The sequence below is a fragment of the Sphingomonas sp. SUN039 genome, from assembly GCF_024758725.1.
GTDB lineage: Bacteria > Pseudomonadota > Alphaproteobacteria > Sphingomonadales > Sphingomonadaceae > Sphingomonas_O.
In genome coordinates this window covers 2,629,111-2,645,517 of sequence record NZ_CP096972.1, presented here as the reverse complement: position 1 = coordinate 2,645,517, position 16,407 = coordinate 2,629,111, and the positions used below count along the sequence as shown (strand labels likewise).

Here is a 16,407-nt window from a genome sequence, read left to right as displayed (position 1 = left end):
TTACCCCAACGCCGCCTGCTTTTCGTCCGCCAGACGGTCGAGTTCCGCGCGTGACTTCTTCTCGCTCGCTGTTTTCAACTGTCCGCATGCCGCGTCGATGTCGCGGCCGCGCGGGGTACGCACTGGCGCGCTGATCCCCGCGTCGAACACGATGTTGCTGAACGATTTGATGCGCTCGGGCGTCGACGTGTCATAGGCTGCACCGGGCCAGGGGTTAAACGGGATCAAATTGACCTTGGCGGGCAGGCGGTAGTGCTTGATCAGGCGTACCAGTTCGTGCGCGTCGGCGTCGCTGTCGTTCTTGTCCTTGAGCATGACATATTCGAACGTGATCCGCCGCGCGTTGTTCGCGCCCGGGTAATCGGCGCAGGCCTGAAGGAGTTCCTCCAGCCCGTATTTGCGGTTGAGCGGGACGATCTCGTCGCGCACTTCCTTGGTCACGGCGTGGAGCGAGACCGCCAGGTTGACGCCGATTTCCTCGCCTGCGCGCGCCATCATCGGCACGACGCCGCTGGTCGACAGCGTAATGCGCCGCTTGCCGAGCGCGAGGCCGTCGCCGTCCATCACGATCTTCAGCGCATCGCGCACCGCGTCGAAATTATACAGCGGCTCGCCCATGCCCATCATGACGATATTGGTCAGCAGCCGCCCGTCCTGCGTCGACGGCCATTCGCCCAGCGCGTCGCGCGCCAGCATCACCTGCCCGACGATCTCGCCTGCGGTAAGGTTGCGGACCAGCCGCATCGTCCCGGTGTGGCAAAAGCGGCAGTTGAGTGTGCAGCCGACCTGCGACGAAACGCACAAGGTACCCCGGTCGGCGTCGGGGATGAATACCATCTCGAAGTCCTGCGCGTCGGGCGTGCGGAGCAGCCATTTACGCGTGCCATCGGTCGAAACCTGCGCCTCGACGATTTCGGGCCGTCCGATCACGAACCGCTCGGTCAGCCACGGCTGCTGCGCGCGCGCGATATCGGTCATCAGCGCGAAATCGGTGACGCCGCGGTTATAGACCCAATGCCAGATCTGCTTGGCGCGCAGCTTCGCGCCCTTGGCGTCGAGGCCCGCCGTGGTGAGGGCCTCGCGCATCTCCACTTTGCTCAGACCGACGAGATCGATCTTGCCATCGGGGCGCGGTTCGGCGGGCCGCGCAACGGGGACGGGGTCGATGTGGCCGGGACTGGACATAAGGGGCGTCATCGAGGATTCCTTGGGGGCGACACGGCATTCCGGACTCCGTCACAATTCGCGACAAGATCGGAAGCGGCAGGCGCGCCCATGGGGTCGAGAACCACGTCGATCCCCTCTCTCCGAGCGAGCTTTACGGCTGGGACGAAATCAGCATCGGCAGCAACGAGCACGATTTGGCTGACTTGTCGTTTGAATGCCATCGAGGCAACATCAAGACCCAGCCGCATATCGACCCCTTTCTGAACCGTATCCAGCTCAAAATCGTCATCCGTCGGGGCGAAGGATGAACTGTCAGCCAGCCACCGCTCGACCGAAAGCGGTTTGACGCGCCATCCAAATTGGTCGTTGAGACGTCCTAACCTCAGGGCCACTTTTCGAACATTCAACAGTGCTTCGTGGATCGCCAACCGCGATTTTGCAACGTCCGTTCCCGCGAGATTTAGAGCGCGCTTGGAAATCGGCAAATGAGTTCGCTTTGTCAGCGGCTGGCAATCATAAAAAAATATTCGATAAAGAAGGTCGGACTCAGTCCATTTCGTATCAAGAAACTTTTGATCATCAACAGTCGAGATTAGGCCGGCAGGACTCCAACCGCCGTCCGATATTGAAATATGGGCTGCAGCGAGGAACATCAGACCGACCGAGACATCTCGCGGATTGTGTGGGTCAAGTTCGGGGTAGCGGTGCTTAAAGCGGCGCAAGAAAAATGCGCCATCAACTACGACTGCCGTCCGCATTTCAAAGTCGCCAGATACAAGTTGTCCCCGGGGACAGGCCTTGAGTTGATATCTGCCCTTTCGGACGCCTCAAGACGGTCGCCGGGGACCTGATCTGAGCTATATGCAATATTAGCTTAAAAAAGTCAACCTTTCACCGCCGCGCGCAGCCAAGCGCCGCCGCGTCGATCGCGGTTGCTGCGCCCTTCAGCGCATAGGTTTCGGCAAAGCCGCCGCCGGTCGCGGCGACGCTGGCAACGCTCATCGCGCGCGCGCTGCGCATCGTAGCGACAATGGCGGCGTCGGTGCGGGCGTCGGGGGCCCAGGCGTCGGCCCCCGAACCCGCTAGCGCGAAGCGTCGCTCGCCGACGATCAGCGTGACCGGCGCATCGGCGCGGCGTTCGCGACCGAGTCGTACGTAGAATTGTCCGCGCGCCCTCGCCTGCGGCCAGCTGCCGACGCTGGCAAAGGGTTGCCACTTGCCGCCGCCGCCGCGCACGGGCTGGGCGATGGCGAAGCAGCGCAGGGGTTGCTCGTCACGGAATGCCGCCCAGCCGTCGAAACTGCCGAGCGCGGTACGCGCCGTCGCCGGGGCGGTGCACAAGGTCACGAGAGCCAGCAAGGGGATAGCGCGCCGCATTGCTACTGCTTTGCGGTCGTTGCCCGCGCGCGCAACTTTTTTCTTGCGAGCCGGGAACCCGACGCGCCGTGCGCCGTTTGAGCGCCAGTCCACCCCCCCGGACGAGTAGTTGCGTTGCGTACCCTTCCCGGCGGCTCGAGTCCCTCGCCACCGGGAAGCGGCGCGGCAGCCTCTCCGCTTCAGGCAAACGGCACGACGGTATTGGCCGCATCATGGCCGATATCGGCGCGACCGAGCCAAGCAATACCCGCCACCCGGCACCAATGACGCGCGACATCGACCTCATCCACCCCGAAGTCCGGCACATTGTCGGGGATCGGCGCGCAGCGACCGAGCCTGATGCCCGCGCACGCCCGCACATTGGCGCTCGAGGTGACATGGAACAGCGTCCGGTCGATGCGGTACATTTCCTCGGCCACTTCCTCGATCATCAGCACGTGTCCCGCGAGATCGGGCTCGAGCGGGGTACCAAGCAGGTTGGAGAGCACGGTCAGGTTGAACGCCACTTGCGGGTGCGGGGCGGGCACCGGCGCGCGTAGCCAGTCCAGCGTCCGCACCACCGCCGCTTCGCCGCCGTCGCGCACGATGTCGCTCGGCATCGGAGCGTGGACGGGCTTGCCGATGCCGTTCCTGAGCAATCCGGCAAGCAGAAACCCGCCGTCGCTGTACCCGAGGAAGGTCTTTGTGCGCGCCGCGTCGCCCATGCGTGCCACGGCCGCTTCGGCGATCCGGTTCGCGCCATAGCCGCCGCGCCCGAACCAGACGGCGTCGAACGCCGGATCGTTCGCGACCTCGACCAGCGCATCTTCGCGGGCGGCGTCGGGACCGGCGAAATGCCCTTCGGACAGGAAACACTGCGGGTGGAACACGATCTCGGGCGCGTCGTCGCCATATCGGTCGGCTGCCAGCGCCGCGATCCGCGCAGGGATTTGCGGTGAAACGGTATTCGACGGTGCGACAACGGCGATACGCATCTTGCTCCCCTGAAGTTTCGCCACGATAGCGAGCGGATGGGCGAATACACGGGCAAAACATATTTTTTTGTAGGGATCGGCGGCAGCGGCATGATGCCGCTTGCAGAGATCGTGGCCACACAGGGCGCGCGCGTTGCGGGATCGGACCGGTCGCTCGACCAGGGGCGGCTGGGTGCGAAGTTCGCGGGACTGGCAGCGCGGGGCATCGGGCTGCACGCGCAGGATGGGAGCGGGATCGTCTCCGCAGAGCAGATCGTCGTGGCGTCGGCGGCCATCGAGGCGACCGTCCCCGACATCGTCCGCGCGACCGAACTCGGCTGCGCGCGGATGACGCGGGCGGAATTGCTCGCCGAACTGTTCAATGCGGCACCGGTGAGCATCGCGGTTGGCGGGACCAGCGGCAAATCGACCGTCACCGGCATGATCGGCTGGATATTGGATCAGGCGGGCCGCGACCCGACGATCATGAACGGCGCGATCATGAAGAACTATGGCACCGGCGCGCGCGTGGGCGGCGGACCGGTGTTCGTCAGCGAGGTCGATGAAAGCGACGGGAGTATCGCACTCTATCGCCCGACGGTGGCGGTGCTCAATAATGTCGCGGTCGACCACAAGTCGATGGAGGAACTGCGCGCGCTGTTTCTCGACTTCCTTCACGCATCGTCGCGCTTCGCTCTCAACAGAGACAACAGCGAAGCGTATGGCTTGCTGTTCCCGGAAGCCACTCGGGGTTTTGATGAACGAAGGCCTGGGGTTCGATCAGGCGAGAGTCTGGAGACTAGCGGAACCTTTGGATTCGGCGGACGACCAGACTGGCACGGTGCTGAGGTCACTGAGTTAGCCGAGGGGATCGAGTTTACGGCAACCTATAACGACGAATCCGCTCGTGTGGTTCTTGCCGTCCCCGGTCGTCACAATGCGTCGAACGCGTTGGCCGCAATCGCGGCAACCAAGATCATAGGCATTCCATTGGCAGAGTCCGCCAAAGCCCTCGCCACCTTCACCGGCCTGAAGCGCCGCATGGACGTGGTCGGCACCGTGAACAGCATCACAGTGATCGACGATTTCGGCCACAACCCCGACAAGATCGCCGCGACCCTGTCGGCGCTCCACGCCTTTCCCGGGCGCTTGCTCGTGTTTTTCCAGCCGCACGGCTATGGCCCCTTGAAACAGATGGGCCGCGAGCTCGCCTATGCATTCCGCGAAAATCTGGGCGATGGTGACCGGCTGATTGTCAGCGACCCGGCCTATTTCGGCGGCACGGTGGACCGCACCACCGGCAGCGAAACGCTCGTCGATGCGATCGGCGTGCAGGCCGAACACATCGCCTCGCGAGACGCCTGCGGCGGTCGCCTGCTCGCCATCGCGCAGCCCGGCGACCGCATCGTCATCATGGGTGCGCGCGACGATACGCTGTCCGATTTCGCCGCCGGGTTGCTGGCAAGCCTCGCTTCCGCCTAAGCTGCACGCAAAAGGGGAACTCGCTTGGCCAACCGCCTGACCTTCCAGATCATGATCGGGCTCGTGCTCGGCATCGTCGTCGGTACGATCATGCACGAGGCAATAGGCACACAGATGTTCGTTCAGTTTGGAAAACTGATCGGGTCGAACATCACTTGGGTTCCGAGCACCGACGACATTGCCGAGGCGTCGAAGTGGTTCAAGATGATCACCGACATCTTCCTTCGGCTGATCAAGATGATCGTCGCGCCGCTGGTGTTCGGCACGCTTGTCGCGGGCATCGTCCATATGGGCGACAGCGCGTCGCTCGGCCGCGTCGGTGCCAAGACCATGACCTGGTTCATCGGCGCAACTTTGGTGTCGCTCACGCTCGGCATGATCCTGGTCAACACGCTTCAACCGGGCGTGAACTCGGGTCTCGATCTGGCGAAGGCGGTCGGCGCGTCGGGCATCGACGCCAAGCACGTCGACATGTTCACCACGATCACCGAGATGGTCCCGAAGTCGATCTTTGAGGCGATGGCGAACACGACCATGCTCCAGATCGTCATTTTCTCGGTGTTCTTCGGCGTCGCCCTGTCGGCGGTTGGCGAGAAGGGGACGCCGATCGTCAAGGGCGTCGATGCGCTGGTCGAAGTGATGCTGGTCGTCACCAATTTCGTCATGCGCGTCTCGCCGCTCGCGGTGTTCGCGGCCATGGCGAAGGCGGTGTCGGTCAACGGCCTCGAAGTGCTGATCACTTTCGGGAAGTTTATCGGCAGCTTCTATCTCGGGCTGGCGGTGCTGTGGGCGACGCTGATCTTTGCGGGCTTCCTCGTCATCGGCCCGCGCATCGGCCAGCTGATCCGGTACATCCGCGATCCGATCCTGCTCGCCTTTTCGACCGCGTCGTCGGAGGCCGCCTACCCCCGCACGCTCGAGGCACTCGACAAGTTCGGCGTGCCCAACCGCATCTCCAGCTTCGTGCTGCCGCTGGGCTATTCGTTCAACCTCGATGGCTCGATGATGTACATGACCTTCGCATCGATCTTCATCGCGCAGATCGCGGGCATCAACCTGACGACCGAGCAGGAGATCACGATGCTGTTGACCCTGCTCGTTACGTCGAAGGGCATGGCTGCGGTCCCCCGCGCGTCGCTGGTCGTAATCGCGGGCACCATGGCGCAATTCGGGCTGCCCGAGGCGGGGCTGGTACTCATCCTCGCTGTCGATCAGTTCCTCGACATGGGCCGCACCGGTACCAACGTCGTCGGCAACGCCATTGCGACGGCGGTCGTGGCCAAGTGGGAGGGACAGCTCGACAAGCCGGACCCGACCCCTATCGACAGCGCGCATGCCCCCTCATCCCGCCTCGGCACCGCCCATCCCGCCCCGCGCGAGGGTGAGCCGGGCGGCGTCAGCTAAGGAGAACACCCAAGTGATCGACCGCATCTTCCTGTCGCACCCGCGCACTGTCGGCGAAAGCTATTGGGAGCATTTCCGCGTCGCGGGCAGCTTCGGCACGGCGATGGTCGGCGGCGGGATCAAGGCGATGATCCATGCGGTCTTACCCAACGCCTATGAAACGGCGGGCAGCGACACCATCCGCCGCCTCCACACGATCATGGTCGAAAAACGCGGCGCGAAGCGCGACGCGACGATGGAGATGCTGAGCGTCGAATGGGTGATCTAACACCCGGCCTTGCCCTGTCACGGCGCGATGGCAGCGGCCCGACGGTCGCCTTTCTCTCCGGTTACCAGTCCGACATGCAGGGGACAAAGGCGGTCGTGCTCGACGAATGGGCGCAGCGCAGCGGGCGTGGCTATGTCCGGTTCGACTATCGCGGATGCGGGGCAAGTCCCGGCGCGTTCGAGGATTTCACGCTGGAGGACTGGTTCGCCGACGCGCTGTCGGTGATCGACGCGACGCCGGGGCCGGTCGTGCTCGTCGGGTCGTCGATGGGCGGGTGGCTGATGCTGCTCGCGGCGCTGGTGCGGCCTGAAAAAATCGTCGGTCTGGTCGGGATTGCGGCGGCGCCCGACTTCACCGACTGGGGATATTCGGACGTTGAAAAGGCCCAGCTGATGCGCGGCCACGATGTCTTGCAGCCCTCGGCTTATGGCGAACCGATGTTGACGACCGCGCGCTTCTGGGCCTCGGGACAGGCGCTGCGGCTTCCGGCGGGCGACATCGCGTTCGACGGCGCGGTCCGGCTGCTCCACGGGCAGGCGGACGACGAAGTGCCCTGGCGGCATTCGGTCGATCTCGCCGCGCGGCTGCGTTCGGCGGACGTTCAGGTGACTTTGGTCAAGGACGGCGACCACCGCCTGTCGCGCCCGCAGGACATCGCCCTGTTGATCGCGGCCATCGAAAGCCTGACATGATCCTGCCGCTCCTCCTCGCCGCCCAGACTGCGGCGGCAGCGCCCGTCGCTGCGCCCGCCGCCCCGGTCCAGACCACCGACCAGCAACGCTTCGAGGCGTGCACGGCACTGGTCGAGACCGATCCCGTGCGCGCTCTCGATCAGGCGGGGGCGTGGCGCGTCAACGGCGGCGGGTTGCTGGCGCGCCATTGCGAGGCGCTGGCGTACGTCGCGCAAAAGCGCTGGGTGCCCGCCGCCACCGCGTTCGAATATGCCGCGCGCGATGCCGATACGAAAAGCGACGGGCGCGCGGCGAATTTCTGGGTGCAGGCGGGCAATGCTGCGCTGGCTGCGAACGATTTCGCGCGCGCGCGCACCGCGTTCGACGCGGCGCTGGTGCGCGGTCAGGCGGCGGGAGCGGACCTCGGCGAGGTCTATCTCGACCGGTCGCGGGCGCGGTTCGGCCTGAACGACAAAAAGGGCGCGCGCGACGATATCGATGCCGCGCTGAAACTGGTGCCCGCAGATCCGCTGGCGTGGCTGCTCTCGGCGACACTCGCGCGACAGTCCGGCGATCTCGACCGTGCGGCGACCGATATCGAGGAAGCGCAGAAACGCTCGCCCGACGACGCGCAGGTCGCGCTGGAGGCGGGCAATATCGCGATCCTGTCGGGCAGCGCGGCTGCGGCGCGGGTGGCGTGGGAAGCGGCGGTCAAGAACGCGCCCGACAGTTCGGCGGGAAAAGCGGCGGCAGAGGCCTTGTCGAGACTCGGCCCTGCGTCCTAAGCGGGCGGCCATGAAATACCTCCACACCATGATCCGCGTGTCGGACCCGGTTGCCACGATCCGCTTTTTCGAACTGCTGGGCCTCGAGGAGCTGCGTCGCTTCGACAGCGAACAGGGCCGGTTCACACTGATCTTCCTCGCCGCGCCCGGCGACGAGGACGCGCAGGTCGAACTGACGCACAATTGGGACGAGAAAGGCTACGGCGAAGGCCGCAATTTCGGGCATCTCGCCTACCGGGTCGACGATATCTACGCGACCTGCCAGCGGCTAATGGACGCGGGCGTGACGATCAACCGCCCCCCGCGCGACGGGCACATGGCGTTCGTGCGCTCGCCCGACAATATCTCGGTCGAGCTGTTGCAGGGCGGCGCACGCCTTGCGCCGGCGGAGCCTTGGGCGTCGATGCCCAACACGGGGCATTGGTGAGACATTTTCCGACTTCCCTGAGCTTGTCGAAGGGCCTTCTTCTTTTCTTCCACAGCGGAGAAAGAAGGGGCTTCGACAGGCTCAGCCAAGTCGGTTAGGGGGCGGCATGCTCGACGTCGTCCGCATCTCCGTCCTCAGCGACAATTATGTCTGGCTGGTCCACGAACCAGCGTCGGGCGCGACGATGGTCGTCGATCCGGCGGTGGCTGCGCCGGTGCTGGCGGAGGCCGAAGTACGCGGGTGGCGGATTACCGATATCTGGAACACGCACTGGCACCCTGACCACACCGGCGGCAATGCCGAGATCAAGGCAGCGACGGGGTGCACGATCACCGGCCCCGTAGCGGAGGCCGAACGTATTCCGACGCTCGATGTACTGGTGCGCGGCGGTGACACGGTGCGGCTGGGTGCGGTCGCGGCGACGGTCATCGACGTGCCCGCGCACACCGCCGGACACATCGCCTACCACTTCGCGAGCGAGGACGCGGCGTTCGTCGGCGATACGTTGTTCGCGATGGGCTGCGGGCGGCTGTTCGAGGGGACGGCGGCGCAGATGTTCGACAATATGGCAAAGCTCAGCCGCCTGCCCGACGCGACGACGGTCTATTGCGCGCATGAATATACGCAATCGAACGGTCGCTATGCGCTGGTCGCCGAACCCGACAACGCCGCGCTGGTCGCGCGCATGGCCGACGTCGACGCCATGCGCCTGCGCGGCGAGGCGACCGTGCCGACGACGATCGCGCTCGAAAAAGCGACAAATCCCTTCATGCGCGCCGCGACCGTCGAACAGCTCGCCGAACGCCGCGCTGCCAAAGACAATTTCCGGGGCTGACACGTCACATGTGCGAAATCGACTATCTCATCATGCCGCAGCCGATCTCGACGACGGGAACAGGCGTCCCGAACAACGAAGCCGAGCTGCTCGGGCGTCTCAAACCCGGCACCGTGTTCATGATGGGCGACAATCCCGCGCTGCCCCAAATGCCGACGCAGCCGACGCTCGTCGATTTCATCGAGCGGCGCGGGTCGGACATTACCGTCCGGCACCTGCTGTCGAGTGCGACGCGCGCGGCCAACGACGGGCATGAGGACAAGGTCGTGATGGCCTGCCTGCTCCACGATATTTCCAACCTGTGCTTCATCCGTGCCGACCACGGCTATTGGGGCGCGCAGATGATCGCGCCCTATGTCGACGAGGAAATTGCCTGGGCGGTCGAAAAGCATCAGGCGCTGCGCTATTTTGCCGATGAGTCGGTCGGATATGCCTATCCCGAGAGCTATGTCCGCTTCTTCGGCCCCGATTATGCCCCGCCCGCATATATCCGTCGCGAGGCCGAAGAGGCGCGGCAGCATAAATGGTATATGACGTCGCGCCTCGTCACGCTTTATGATATCTACTTCTTCGAAGACACGACCGTGCCGCCGATCGAACCGCTGCTCGATGTAATCGGGCGGTGTTTCCGCCAGCCGGAACAAGGGCTGGGGTTCGACGGTTCACCGGTCGCGCATATGTGGCGGACGATGATATGGCCGAACAACTTTCTGTAATGCGCGCGCTGGCGCTCCTGCCGCTGGTGGCACTCGTGTCGTGCGCGTCGACGGTGCAAAGCGACAGCGCCGACCGCGCGAAGCTCGACACCGAACTTGCCGCGCGCACCGCAGGCAAACCGCAGACCTGCATCCGGCTCGACGAGGCGGTGGGAACCCAGGCGTATCGCGATGTGCTGGTCTATCGCCCCGGGCGTCGCGTCACCTACGTCAATGCGGCACCCGGATGCACGGGGAACGACACGGACCCGATTTTCGTCAATGAGGTGCACGGCAGCCAGCTGTGCCGCGGCGACGTCATCCGGACGGTCAGCCGCACCGGGGGGTTTCAGACGGGCTTCTGCATCCTCGGCGACTTCACGCCTTACCGGGCGGCTCCGCGCTAGTCGGGCCTGATCGCGCCGTTCTCGACGGCAAGCCAGCTGGCATTCGTACCGATTGCTTCGAACGGCTCGCGCTCGGTGCCAGTCAGCCAGACCTGACCGCCGCCCGTTGCCAGCCGGTCGAACAGTGCGGTGCGGCGCACCGGGTCGAGGTGCGCGGCAACTTCGTCGAGCAGCAGCAGGGGGCGTCGGCCGTGAGCCTCGGCAACCAACTCGGCGTGGGCGAGTATGATGCCGATCAGCAGCGCCTTTTGCTCGCCGGTCGAACTCGACGCCGCGGCCACGCCTTTGTCGAGGTGTGTGACGATCAGATCCTGCCGATGGGGTCCGGTGAGCGTGCGGTTCGCGGCGGCATCGCGGCTCCGGCCCCCGGCCAGCGCGCGCACGAAATCTGCACCCGCGTCGAAGCCGTCGAGCGCCAATCCGGCCCGGGCGAACGGCCCGGTCGGTGTGTCCGCGAGGCGCTGGCCGAGGCTGTCGATCAACGCTGCCCGACGCGCCGCGATGGCCTGGCCATGTTCGACCATCGCCGCCTCCAGCGCCGCCAGCCACTCTGCGTCGGGCCGCTCGCCGGCGAGCAGCCGGTTGCGCTGGCGCATCGCCGCTTCGTAGCGGCTCGAGTCATGCGCGTGCCCGGGATCGAGCGCGAGGACCAGCCGGTCGAGGAACCGCCGCCGCGACCCCGCGCTTTCGGCGAACAGCCGGTCCTGCGCAGGCGTCAGCCAGACGAGCGACAACCATTCGCCCAGCGCCGCCGCCGATGCCGTCGCGCCATTGATCCGGACGACACGGCGTTCGGGCTGTGCGGCAAGCGTGCCGGTGCCGAGTTCGACGCTTGAGTCCCCCGAGCCCAGCCTCGCGCTTACCCCGAAACCGCCCGCACCGCCGTGTCGCGCCATTTCGGACAGCGCGGTTCCGCGCAGCCCCCGCCCCGGTGTCAGCAGCGAAATCGCCTCGAGCACATTGGTCTTGCCCGCACCATTGTCGCCGGTGAGCACGACAAACCCCGGCCCCGGCGCGATCAGCGCGTCGGCATAGGACCGGAAATCGGTCAGCGAGAGGCGGGTAATCGGCACGACAGCGGTGCTAGCGGGTTCGCCACGCCCTGCAAGCACGCGGACACATTGCGGCCCCGAAGCGTTTCCCTCTCAAGATTATGGGGAATTAAAAATGCGCGTAATTATTCTGCTGGGTGCTTTGGCGCTGGCCAGTGCCGCAACTGCCCGCCCGCAAAAGGCCGAACCCGCACCGCCGGGACCCCCCAAGGAGAACGCCGGGCAGGTGATGGGCGACATCGCCACCCAGCCGCTGCAAGACCTCAACGTCAAGAACAAGCGCCTTCCCGAGGTACTCGAACTGGCGCGGGGTAACCCTTATGGCCTTGAAGGCCTGCGGAGCTGCGCCGTCATCAACCGTGACATCGCCGCGCTGAGCAACGTGCTCGGTATCGACATCGACACCCCTGAGGATCGCCGTCCCGATCGTGGTCGTCAGGCCGCCAACGTCGGCAAATCCGTCGTCCAAGGCCTGATCCCGTTTCGTGGCGTCATCCGCGAAGTCACGGGTGCGGCAGGGGCACAACGCGAATGGGACGCGGCGGTCGACGCGGGCATTGCGCGCAGGGGATTCTTGCGCGGCGTGGCCCGGATGCGTGGGTGTAGACTGGCTGCCTAGCCGCTCACACCCGCATCGGCATCAGGACGTACAGCGCCTCGGCCTTGTCGTTCTCGCGGATCAGTGTCGGTGCGGCGGCATCGGCCAGGTGCACTTCGACCGTGTCCGATTCAATCTGCGACAATATGTCGGAAAGATATTTCGCGTTGAACCCGATTTCGAAGCCCGCCGCGCTGTAGTCGCCCGGGACTTCCTCGGTCGCGGTACCGTTCTCGGGCGAGGTTACCGACAGCGTGATCTTGTCGCGGTCGAGCGCCATCTTCACCGCGCGGGTCTTTTCGCTGGCAATCGTGGCCACGCGATCGACGCCTTGCAGGAAGCTCTTGGGGTCGATGGTCAGCAGCTTGTCGTTCCCGGTCGGGATGACGCGGCTGTAATCGGGGAAGGTGCCGTCGATCAGCTTCGACGTCAGCACGGCGTGACCGAGCGTGAAGCGGATTTTCGACGCCGACAGCGACACCGCGACCGACCCCTCGACCTCGTCGAGCAGCTTACGGAGCTCGCCGATGCATTTGCGCGGCACGATGATGTCCGGCATCCCTTGCGCGCCTTCGGGGCGTGCGATGGTGACCCGCGCCAGCCGGTGGCCGTCGGTCGCGGCGGCCTTCAGCACATCGTCGGCGACATGCATGAAAATGCCGTTGAGATAGTAGCGTGTCTCCTCGGTCGAAATCGCAAAGCGCGTCTTGTCGATGATCTGGCGCAGCTTGGCGGCAGGCAGCTCGAAGCTGGTCGGCAGCTCGCCCTCGGCAATGACCGGAAAATCGTCGCGCGGCAGGGTCGGCAGGTTCGACTTGTAACGGCTGGCGGCGATGTGCAGCCGCCCTTCCGCCGCCGACAGCGACACTTGGCTCCCCTCGGGCAGCTTGCGGACGATTTCGAACAAGGTGTGCGCCGACACAGTCGTGGTGCCGGGCTGGTCAATCGCGGCCTCGGCCTCGTCGACGATTTGCAGGTCGAGGTCGGTCGCCATGAAGCGGATCGTGCCGTTGTCACCGGCTTCGATCAGGACGTTCGACAGGATCGGAATGGTATTGCGGCGCTCGACCACCGACTGGACATGGCCCAGGCTCTTGAGCAGTGCCGCGCGTTCGATCGTCGCCTTCATTCTGTGTCCCACCCCGGTGTTCAGGTTCGGCCTGTGTAATAGTCTGATCGTCATGGCGGCGATTCGCGGCCCCCGCAAGAGGGGGAGGGGCGCTATCTGACGACGGCGTGCGCCGCACGGCTCGCCAGCCGTTCGACAGCGGCGGCGTGGATCCCCGGCGCGCACGCCAGCACCCCGAACATTTCGCCCTTGGTCGAGTTGAACCGCAGCTTGCGGCCCAGCGCATCGGTCACCGTCGCGCCTGCTTCCTCGGCGATCAGGGCGGCGGCGGCGATGTCCCATTCATGGCCCCAGCGCATCGCGGCGAGCAGGTCGGCGTCGCCGCGCGCCACCATTGCCATGCGGAGCGCAATCGAATTGGGCTTGTCGACCATGACGAGATCGAGGTCGCCCTTGGGCAATATGTCGGCGGGCACGCGCGCCCCGGAAAGCGTGGCGCGGTCGCTGGCACGGATCGGTGCACCGTTGAGCGTCGCGCCTTCGCCCAGTGCCGCTGCCCAATGCTCGCCGCGCGCGGGTGCATCGAGAACGCCTGCGATGACGCGACCGCCCTCGACCAGCGCGACCGACACCGCCCAGCCGCGCCGCCCGCGCACGAAATCGCGGGTGCCGTCGATGGGGTCGACCACCCAGACGCGCGGGACGAGCAGGCGTTCGGCGCTGTCGGCGGTTTCCTCCGACAGCCAGCCTGCCTCGGGGTCGATGCCACCCAGCCGTTCGATCAGCAGCGCGTCGAGCTCGATGTCGAGCTCGGAGACGACTTCGCCCGGCACCTTGTCCCAATGCGCGAATTCGCCGCGCCATCGCGCCATCGCGACCTGCCCCGCTTCGCGGGTTGCGGCCGATATGGCGTCAAGGAGCTCGTTACTCACCGGCGAGCGTCATCCCGTCGATGCGAATCGTGGGCGCGTTGGTCGTATAGCGGAACACCAGATCGTCGGCGGGAATCAGGGTGGCGAACATGTCCTTCAGATTGCCCGCAATCGTGACTTCCGCAACCGGTCCTGCAATTTCGCCGTCAACGATACGAAAACCCGACGCCCCCCGGCTGTAATCGCCGGTCAGCCCGTTGACGCCCATGCCGATCAGCTCGGTGACATAAAAGCCGTCGGCAATGTCGGCGATCAGCGCAGTGGGCGAGACGTTGCCCGCTGCCATGTGCAAATTGCTGGTGCCCGCGCCCGGTGCGCCTGAGACGCCGCGCCAGGCGTGGCCGGTCGGCGCGATCCCCAGCTGGCGCGCAGCTGCGACATCGGCGATCCACCCGGTCAGCACGCCATTGTCGATCAGCGCGGCCGGCTTTGTTGCAAGCCCCTCGCCGTCGAACGCGCGGCTCCGCATCCCGCGTGCGCGCCACGGGTCGTCGACGATCGAGATGCCCGGGGCGAACACCGCCTCGCCCAACCGGTCGATCAGGAAGCTCGTCTTGCGCGCAATCGCCGCGCCGGTGATCGCGCCCGCAAAATGGCCGAGCAGCGAATTGGCAACCCGCGGCGCAAAAACGACCGTCATTGCCCCGCTCTTCAGCCGGACGGGATCGAGCCGCGCCACCGCGCGCCGTCCGGCTTCCGCACCGATGGCGCTGGCGGCGTCGAGGTCGTCCAGATGCCGCGTCGAATGGCTGTAGTAGTCGCGCTGCATCCGCGCGCCTTCGCCGACGAGCACGCTTGCCGACACGCTATGGCTGCTGCCGCCGCGCGCGCCGCCGAAGCCGGTCGAGGTCGCAATTGCGGTGATGCCGGTGCCGTGGCTCGCGCCGCCGCCTTCGCTGTTGGTGACACCCTCGACGGCGCGGGCGGCGTCCTCTGCCTCCAGCGCGCGCAGTTTCAGCGCATCGGGTTCGATCTCGATTCCGTCGTTGCCGTCGAAATCGTCGAACGGGCCGGTCGCAAGCCGCTCCGCCGGGGCGAGCGCTGCAAACGGGTCTTCAGGTGCAAGCCGCGCCATCGCCACGGTGCGCTCGACCAGCGCGGCAATGGCGGCGGGCGACAGATCGCTGGTCGACGCACTGGCGGAACGCGAACCCACGAACACCCGCAGGCCGAGATCGCCCGATTCGGAGCGCTGGATATCCTCGACCTTGCCCAGCCGCACCGACACTTCGGTCGAGCCGCTCGACACGACAACGCTGTCGGCGGCGTCCGCGCCGGCGCGGGTCGCGCGGGCAACGATATCGGTAGCGTGGTCGAGCGCTTGTTCGGGGGTCAGCATGGCTCGCGCTTAGGCAGGCTGTCGGGAGAGGTCAAAGCCCGACGACAAGGCAGGCTAGTGCGACCAGCAATCCAGTGAAGCGGTTCGACCGGAAGCGGGTGAGCGCGCCCGCGCCGTCGGCGGGGTCGAGCGTCACGACTTGCCAAAGCAGATGTACCGCTGCGGGAGCAAGCGCGACCAGCGCCAGCGGATCGGGCCGGATCAGCCAGAATGCGCCGCTCCACAGCGCCAGCGCGAGCGCGTAGAACAGCGCCACGCCCTCGCGCACCCGGCCGCCCAACGCCCGTGCCGAGGACCGTACGCCGATCAGCGCGTCGTCCTCGACATCCTGCAGCGCGTAGATGGTGTCATAGCCGATCACCCACGCCATGCTGCCCGCGTAAAGCAGCCACATCGCCGGATCGGCGCGGCCCGTCACGGCGGTCCAGCCGACCAGCACACCCCAGCTGAACACAATGCCCAGCCACGCCTGCGGCCACCAGGTTATGCGTTTCATGAAGGGGTAAGCGGCAACCAGCGCGAGACTGGCCACCGCGACGGCCGCCGCAAAGGGCGTAAGCTGGATGAGGACGATGAGGCCGATCAGGCTCAGCAGCACGAGCCACACCCACGCCGCGCGCAATGTAACCGCGCCGCTCGGCAGCGGACGGCTGCGCGTCCGCGCCACCGATGCGTCGAGATCGCGGTCGACGATATCGTTATAGACGCAACCGCTCCCGCGCATCGCCATCGAGCCCAGTGCGAACCACAGCAGCAACGGCCAGTCGCTCGTCAGGCCCCCCGCGAGCAGCACGGCCCAGGCGCAGGGCCAATAGAGCAACTGCCACCCGATCGGCCGGTCGAAGCGGGCGAGCAGGGCAAACGGACGCAATGCGGCGGGCAACCACGCGACAAATCCTCGATGCTCGCTGTCGGGCGTGGCGGTGGCTGTCTCGGTCATGCTAGG

Annotated in this window: 19 protein-coding genes; 10 read left to right on the top strand and 9 right to left on the bottom strand. The window is 65.9% G+C overall.

What is annotated here, in order from left to right; genetic code table 11:
* From rlmN to M0209_RS12860, 4 genes are all read right to left on the bottom strand, one after another.
* Complete coding sequence (rlmN, locus tag M0209_RS12875; protein WP_258888667.1) at nucleotides 1-1,197, bottom strand: 23S rRNA (adenine(2503)-C(2))-methyltransferase RlmN; 1,197 nt, start codon at nucleotides 1,195-1,197, stop codon at nucleotides 1-3.
* Complete coding sequence (locus M0209_RS12870) at nucleotides 1,194-1,925, bottom strand: NYN domain-containing protein (protein ID WP_258888666.1); 732 nt, start codon at nucleotides 1,923-1,925, stop codon at nucleotides 1,194-1,196. The genes rlmN and M0209_RS12870 overlap by 4 nt, the downstream gene beginning before the upstream one ends.
* Nucleotides 1,926-2,058: 133 nt before the next feature.
* The gene (locus M0209_RS12865; RefSeq protein WP_258888665.1) at nucleotides 2,059-2,544 is read right to left on the bottom strand and encodes a hypothetical protein; all 486 of its coding nucleotides are present in this window, start codon (nucleotides 2,542-2,544) and stop codon (nucleotides 2,059-2,061) included.
* 179 nt (nucleotides 2,545-2,723) lie between these two features.
* On the bottom strand, nucleotides 2,724-3,518 hold the full coding sequence (locus M0209_RS12860; RefSeq protein ID WP_258888664.1) for an LD-carboxypeptidase: 795 nt from the start codon (nucleotides 3,516-3,518) through the stop codon (nucleotides 2,724-2,726).
* 36 nt (nucleotides 3,519-3,554) lie between these two features.
* Between M0209_RS12860 and M0209_RS12855 the strand changes: the two genes are divergently transcribed.
* The 9 genes from M0209_RS12855 to M0209_RS12815 all read left to right on the top strand — a co-directional run bounded on the left by M0209_RS12855 (nucleotide 3,555) and on the right by M0209_RS12815 (nucleotide 10,471).
* A complete protein-coding gene (locus tag M0209_RS12855; RefSeq protein ID WP_258888663.1) occupies nucleotides 3,555-4,979 on the top strand; it encodes a glutamate ligase domain-containing protein in 1,425 nt (474 codons plus the stop codon).
* 24 nt (nucleotides 4,980-5,003) lie between these two features.
* Nucleotides 5,004-6,383, top strand: a complete 1,380-nt coding sequence (locus tag M0209_RS12850) for a dicarboxylate/amino acid:cation symporter (RefSeq protein WP_258888662.1) — start codon at nucleotides 5,004-5,006, stop codon at nucleotides 6,381-6,383.
* A gap of 13 nt (nucleotides 6,384-6,396) precedes the next feature.
* Nucleotides 6,397-6,651 (top strand): DUF6356 family protein, encoded by a 255-nt coding sequence (locus M0209_RS12845; protein WP_258888661.1) that lies wholly within the window; start codon nucleotides 6,397-6,399, stop codon nucleotides 6,649-6,651.
* Nucleotides 6,639-7,343 carry an alpha/beta fold hydrolase gene (locus M0209_RS12840; protein WP_258888660.1) on the top strand — a complete coding sequence of 235 codons (705 nt, stop codon included), beginning with the start codon at nucleotides 6,639-6,641 and terminating at the stop codon, nucleotides 7,341-7,343. Before M0209_RS12845 ends, M0209_RS12840 begins: the two co-directional genes overlap by 13 nt.
* Entirely contained in the window at nucleotides 7,340-8,107 is a 768-nt protein-coding gene (locus tag M0209_RS12835) for a tetratricopeptide repeat protein (RefSeq protein WP_258888659.1), read from the top strand. Before M0209_RS12840 ends, M0209_RS12835 begins: the two co-directional genes overlap by 4 nt.
* 10 nt (nucleotides 8,108-8,117) lie before the next feature.
* Entirely contained in the window at nucleotides 8,118-8,534 is a 417-nt protein-coding gene (locus M0209_RS12830) for a VOC family protein (protein ID WP_258888658.1), read from the top strand.
* A 106-nt stretch (nucleotides 8,535-8,640) separates the two neighbouring features.
* Nucleotides 8,641-9,369: a hydroxyacylglutathione hydrolase gene (gene gloB, locus M0209_RS12825; RefSeq protein ID WP_258888657.1), complete on the top strand. Its 729-nt coding sequence runs from the start codon at nucleotides 8,641-8,643 to the stop codon at nucleotides 9,367-9,369.
* Between the two features lie 8 nt (nucleotides 9,370-9,377).
* The gene (locus M0209_RS12820; RefSeq protein WP_258888656.1) at nucleotides 9,378-10,085 is read left to right on the top strand and encodes an HD domain-containing protein; all 708 of its coding nucleotides are present in this window, start codon (nucleotides 9,378-9,380) and stop codon (nucleotides 10,083-10,085) included.
* Nucleotides 10,064-10,471, top strand: coding sequence for a hypothetical protein (locus tag M0209_RS12815; protein WP_258888655.1), 408 nt, complete (start codon nucleotides 10,064-10,066; stop codon nucleotides 10,469-10,471). The genes M0209_RS12820 and M0209_RS12815 overlap by 22 nt, the downstream gene beginning before the upstream one ends.
* Here M0209_RS12815 and recF read toward each other — a convergent pair.
* Nucleotides 10,468-11,544 (bottom strand): DNA replication/repair protein RecF, encoded by a 1,077-nt coding sequence (recF, locus tag M0209_RS12810; protein WP_258888654.1) that lies wholly within the window; start codon nucleotides 11,542-11,544, stop codon nucleotides 10,468-10,470. The genes M0209_RS12815 and recF overlap by 4 nt on opposite strands.
* 94 nt (nucleotides 11,545-11,638) lie before the next feature.
* On the opposite strand from recF, the gene M0209_RS12805 reads away from it, so the two are divergent.
* A complete protein-coding gene (locus tag M0209_RS12805) occupies nucleotides 11,639-12,142 on the top strand; it encodes a hypothetical protein (protein ID WP_258888653.1) in 504 nt (167 codons plus the stop codon).
* Between the two features lie 4 nt (nucleotides 12,143-12,146).
* Here the strand turns inward: M0209_RS12805 and dnaN are convergent, their stop codons facing one another.
* The 4 genes from dnaN to ubiA all read right to left on the bottom strand — a co-directional run bounded on the left by dnaN (nucleotide 12,147) and on the right by ubiA (nucleotide 16,401).
* Nucleotides 12,147-13,250 (bottom strand): DNA polymerase III subunit beta, encoded by a 1,104-nt coding sequence (gene dnaN / locus M0209_RS12800; protein WP_258888652.1) that lies wholly within the window; start codon nucleotides 13,248-13,250, stop codon nucleotides 12,147-12,149.
* A 92-nt stretch (nucleotides 13,251-13,342) separates the two neighbouring features.
* Nucleotides 13,343-14,122 (bottom strand): inositol monophosphatase family protein, encoded by a 780-nt coding sequence (locus tag M0209_RS12795; protein ID WP_258888651.1) that lies wholly within the window; start codon nucleotides 14,120-14,122, stop codon nucleotides 13,343-13,345.
* Entirely contained in the window at nucleotides 14,115-15,461 is a 1,347-nt protein-coding gene (locus M0209_RS12790; protein WP_258888650.1) for a TldD/PmbA family protein, read from the bottom strand. Before M0209_RS12790 ends, M0209_RS12795 begins: the two co-directional genes overlap by 8 nt.
* 31 nt (nucleotides 15,462-15,492) lie before the next feature.
* Nucleotides 15,493-16,401, bottom strand: coding sequence for a 4-hydroxybenzoate octaprenyltransferase (ubiA, locus tag M0209_RS12785; protein ID WP_258888649.1), 909 nt, complete (start codon nucleotides 16,399-16,401; stop codon nucleotides 15,493-15,495).
* Between the last annotated feature and the right edge of the window lie 6 nt (nucleotides 16,402-16,407).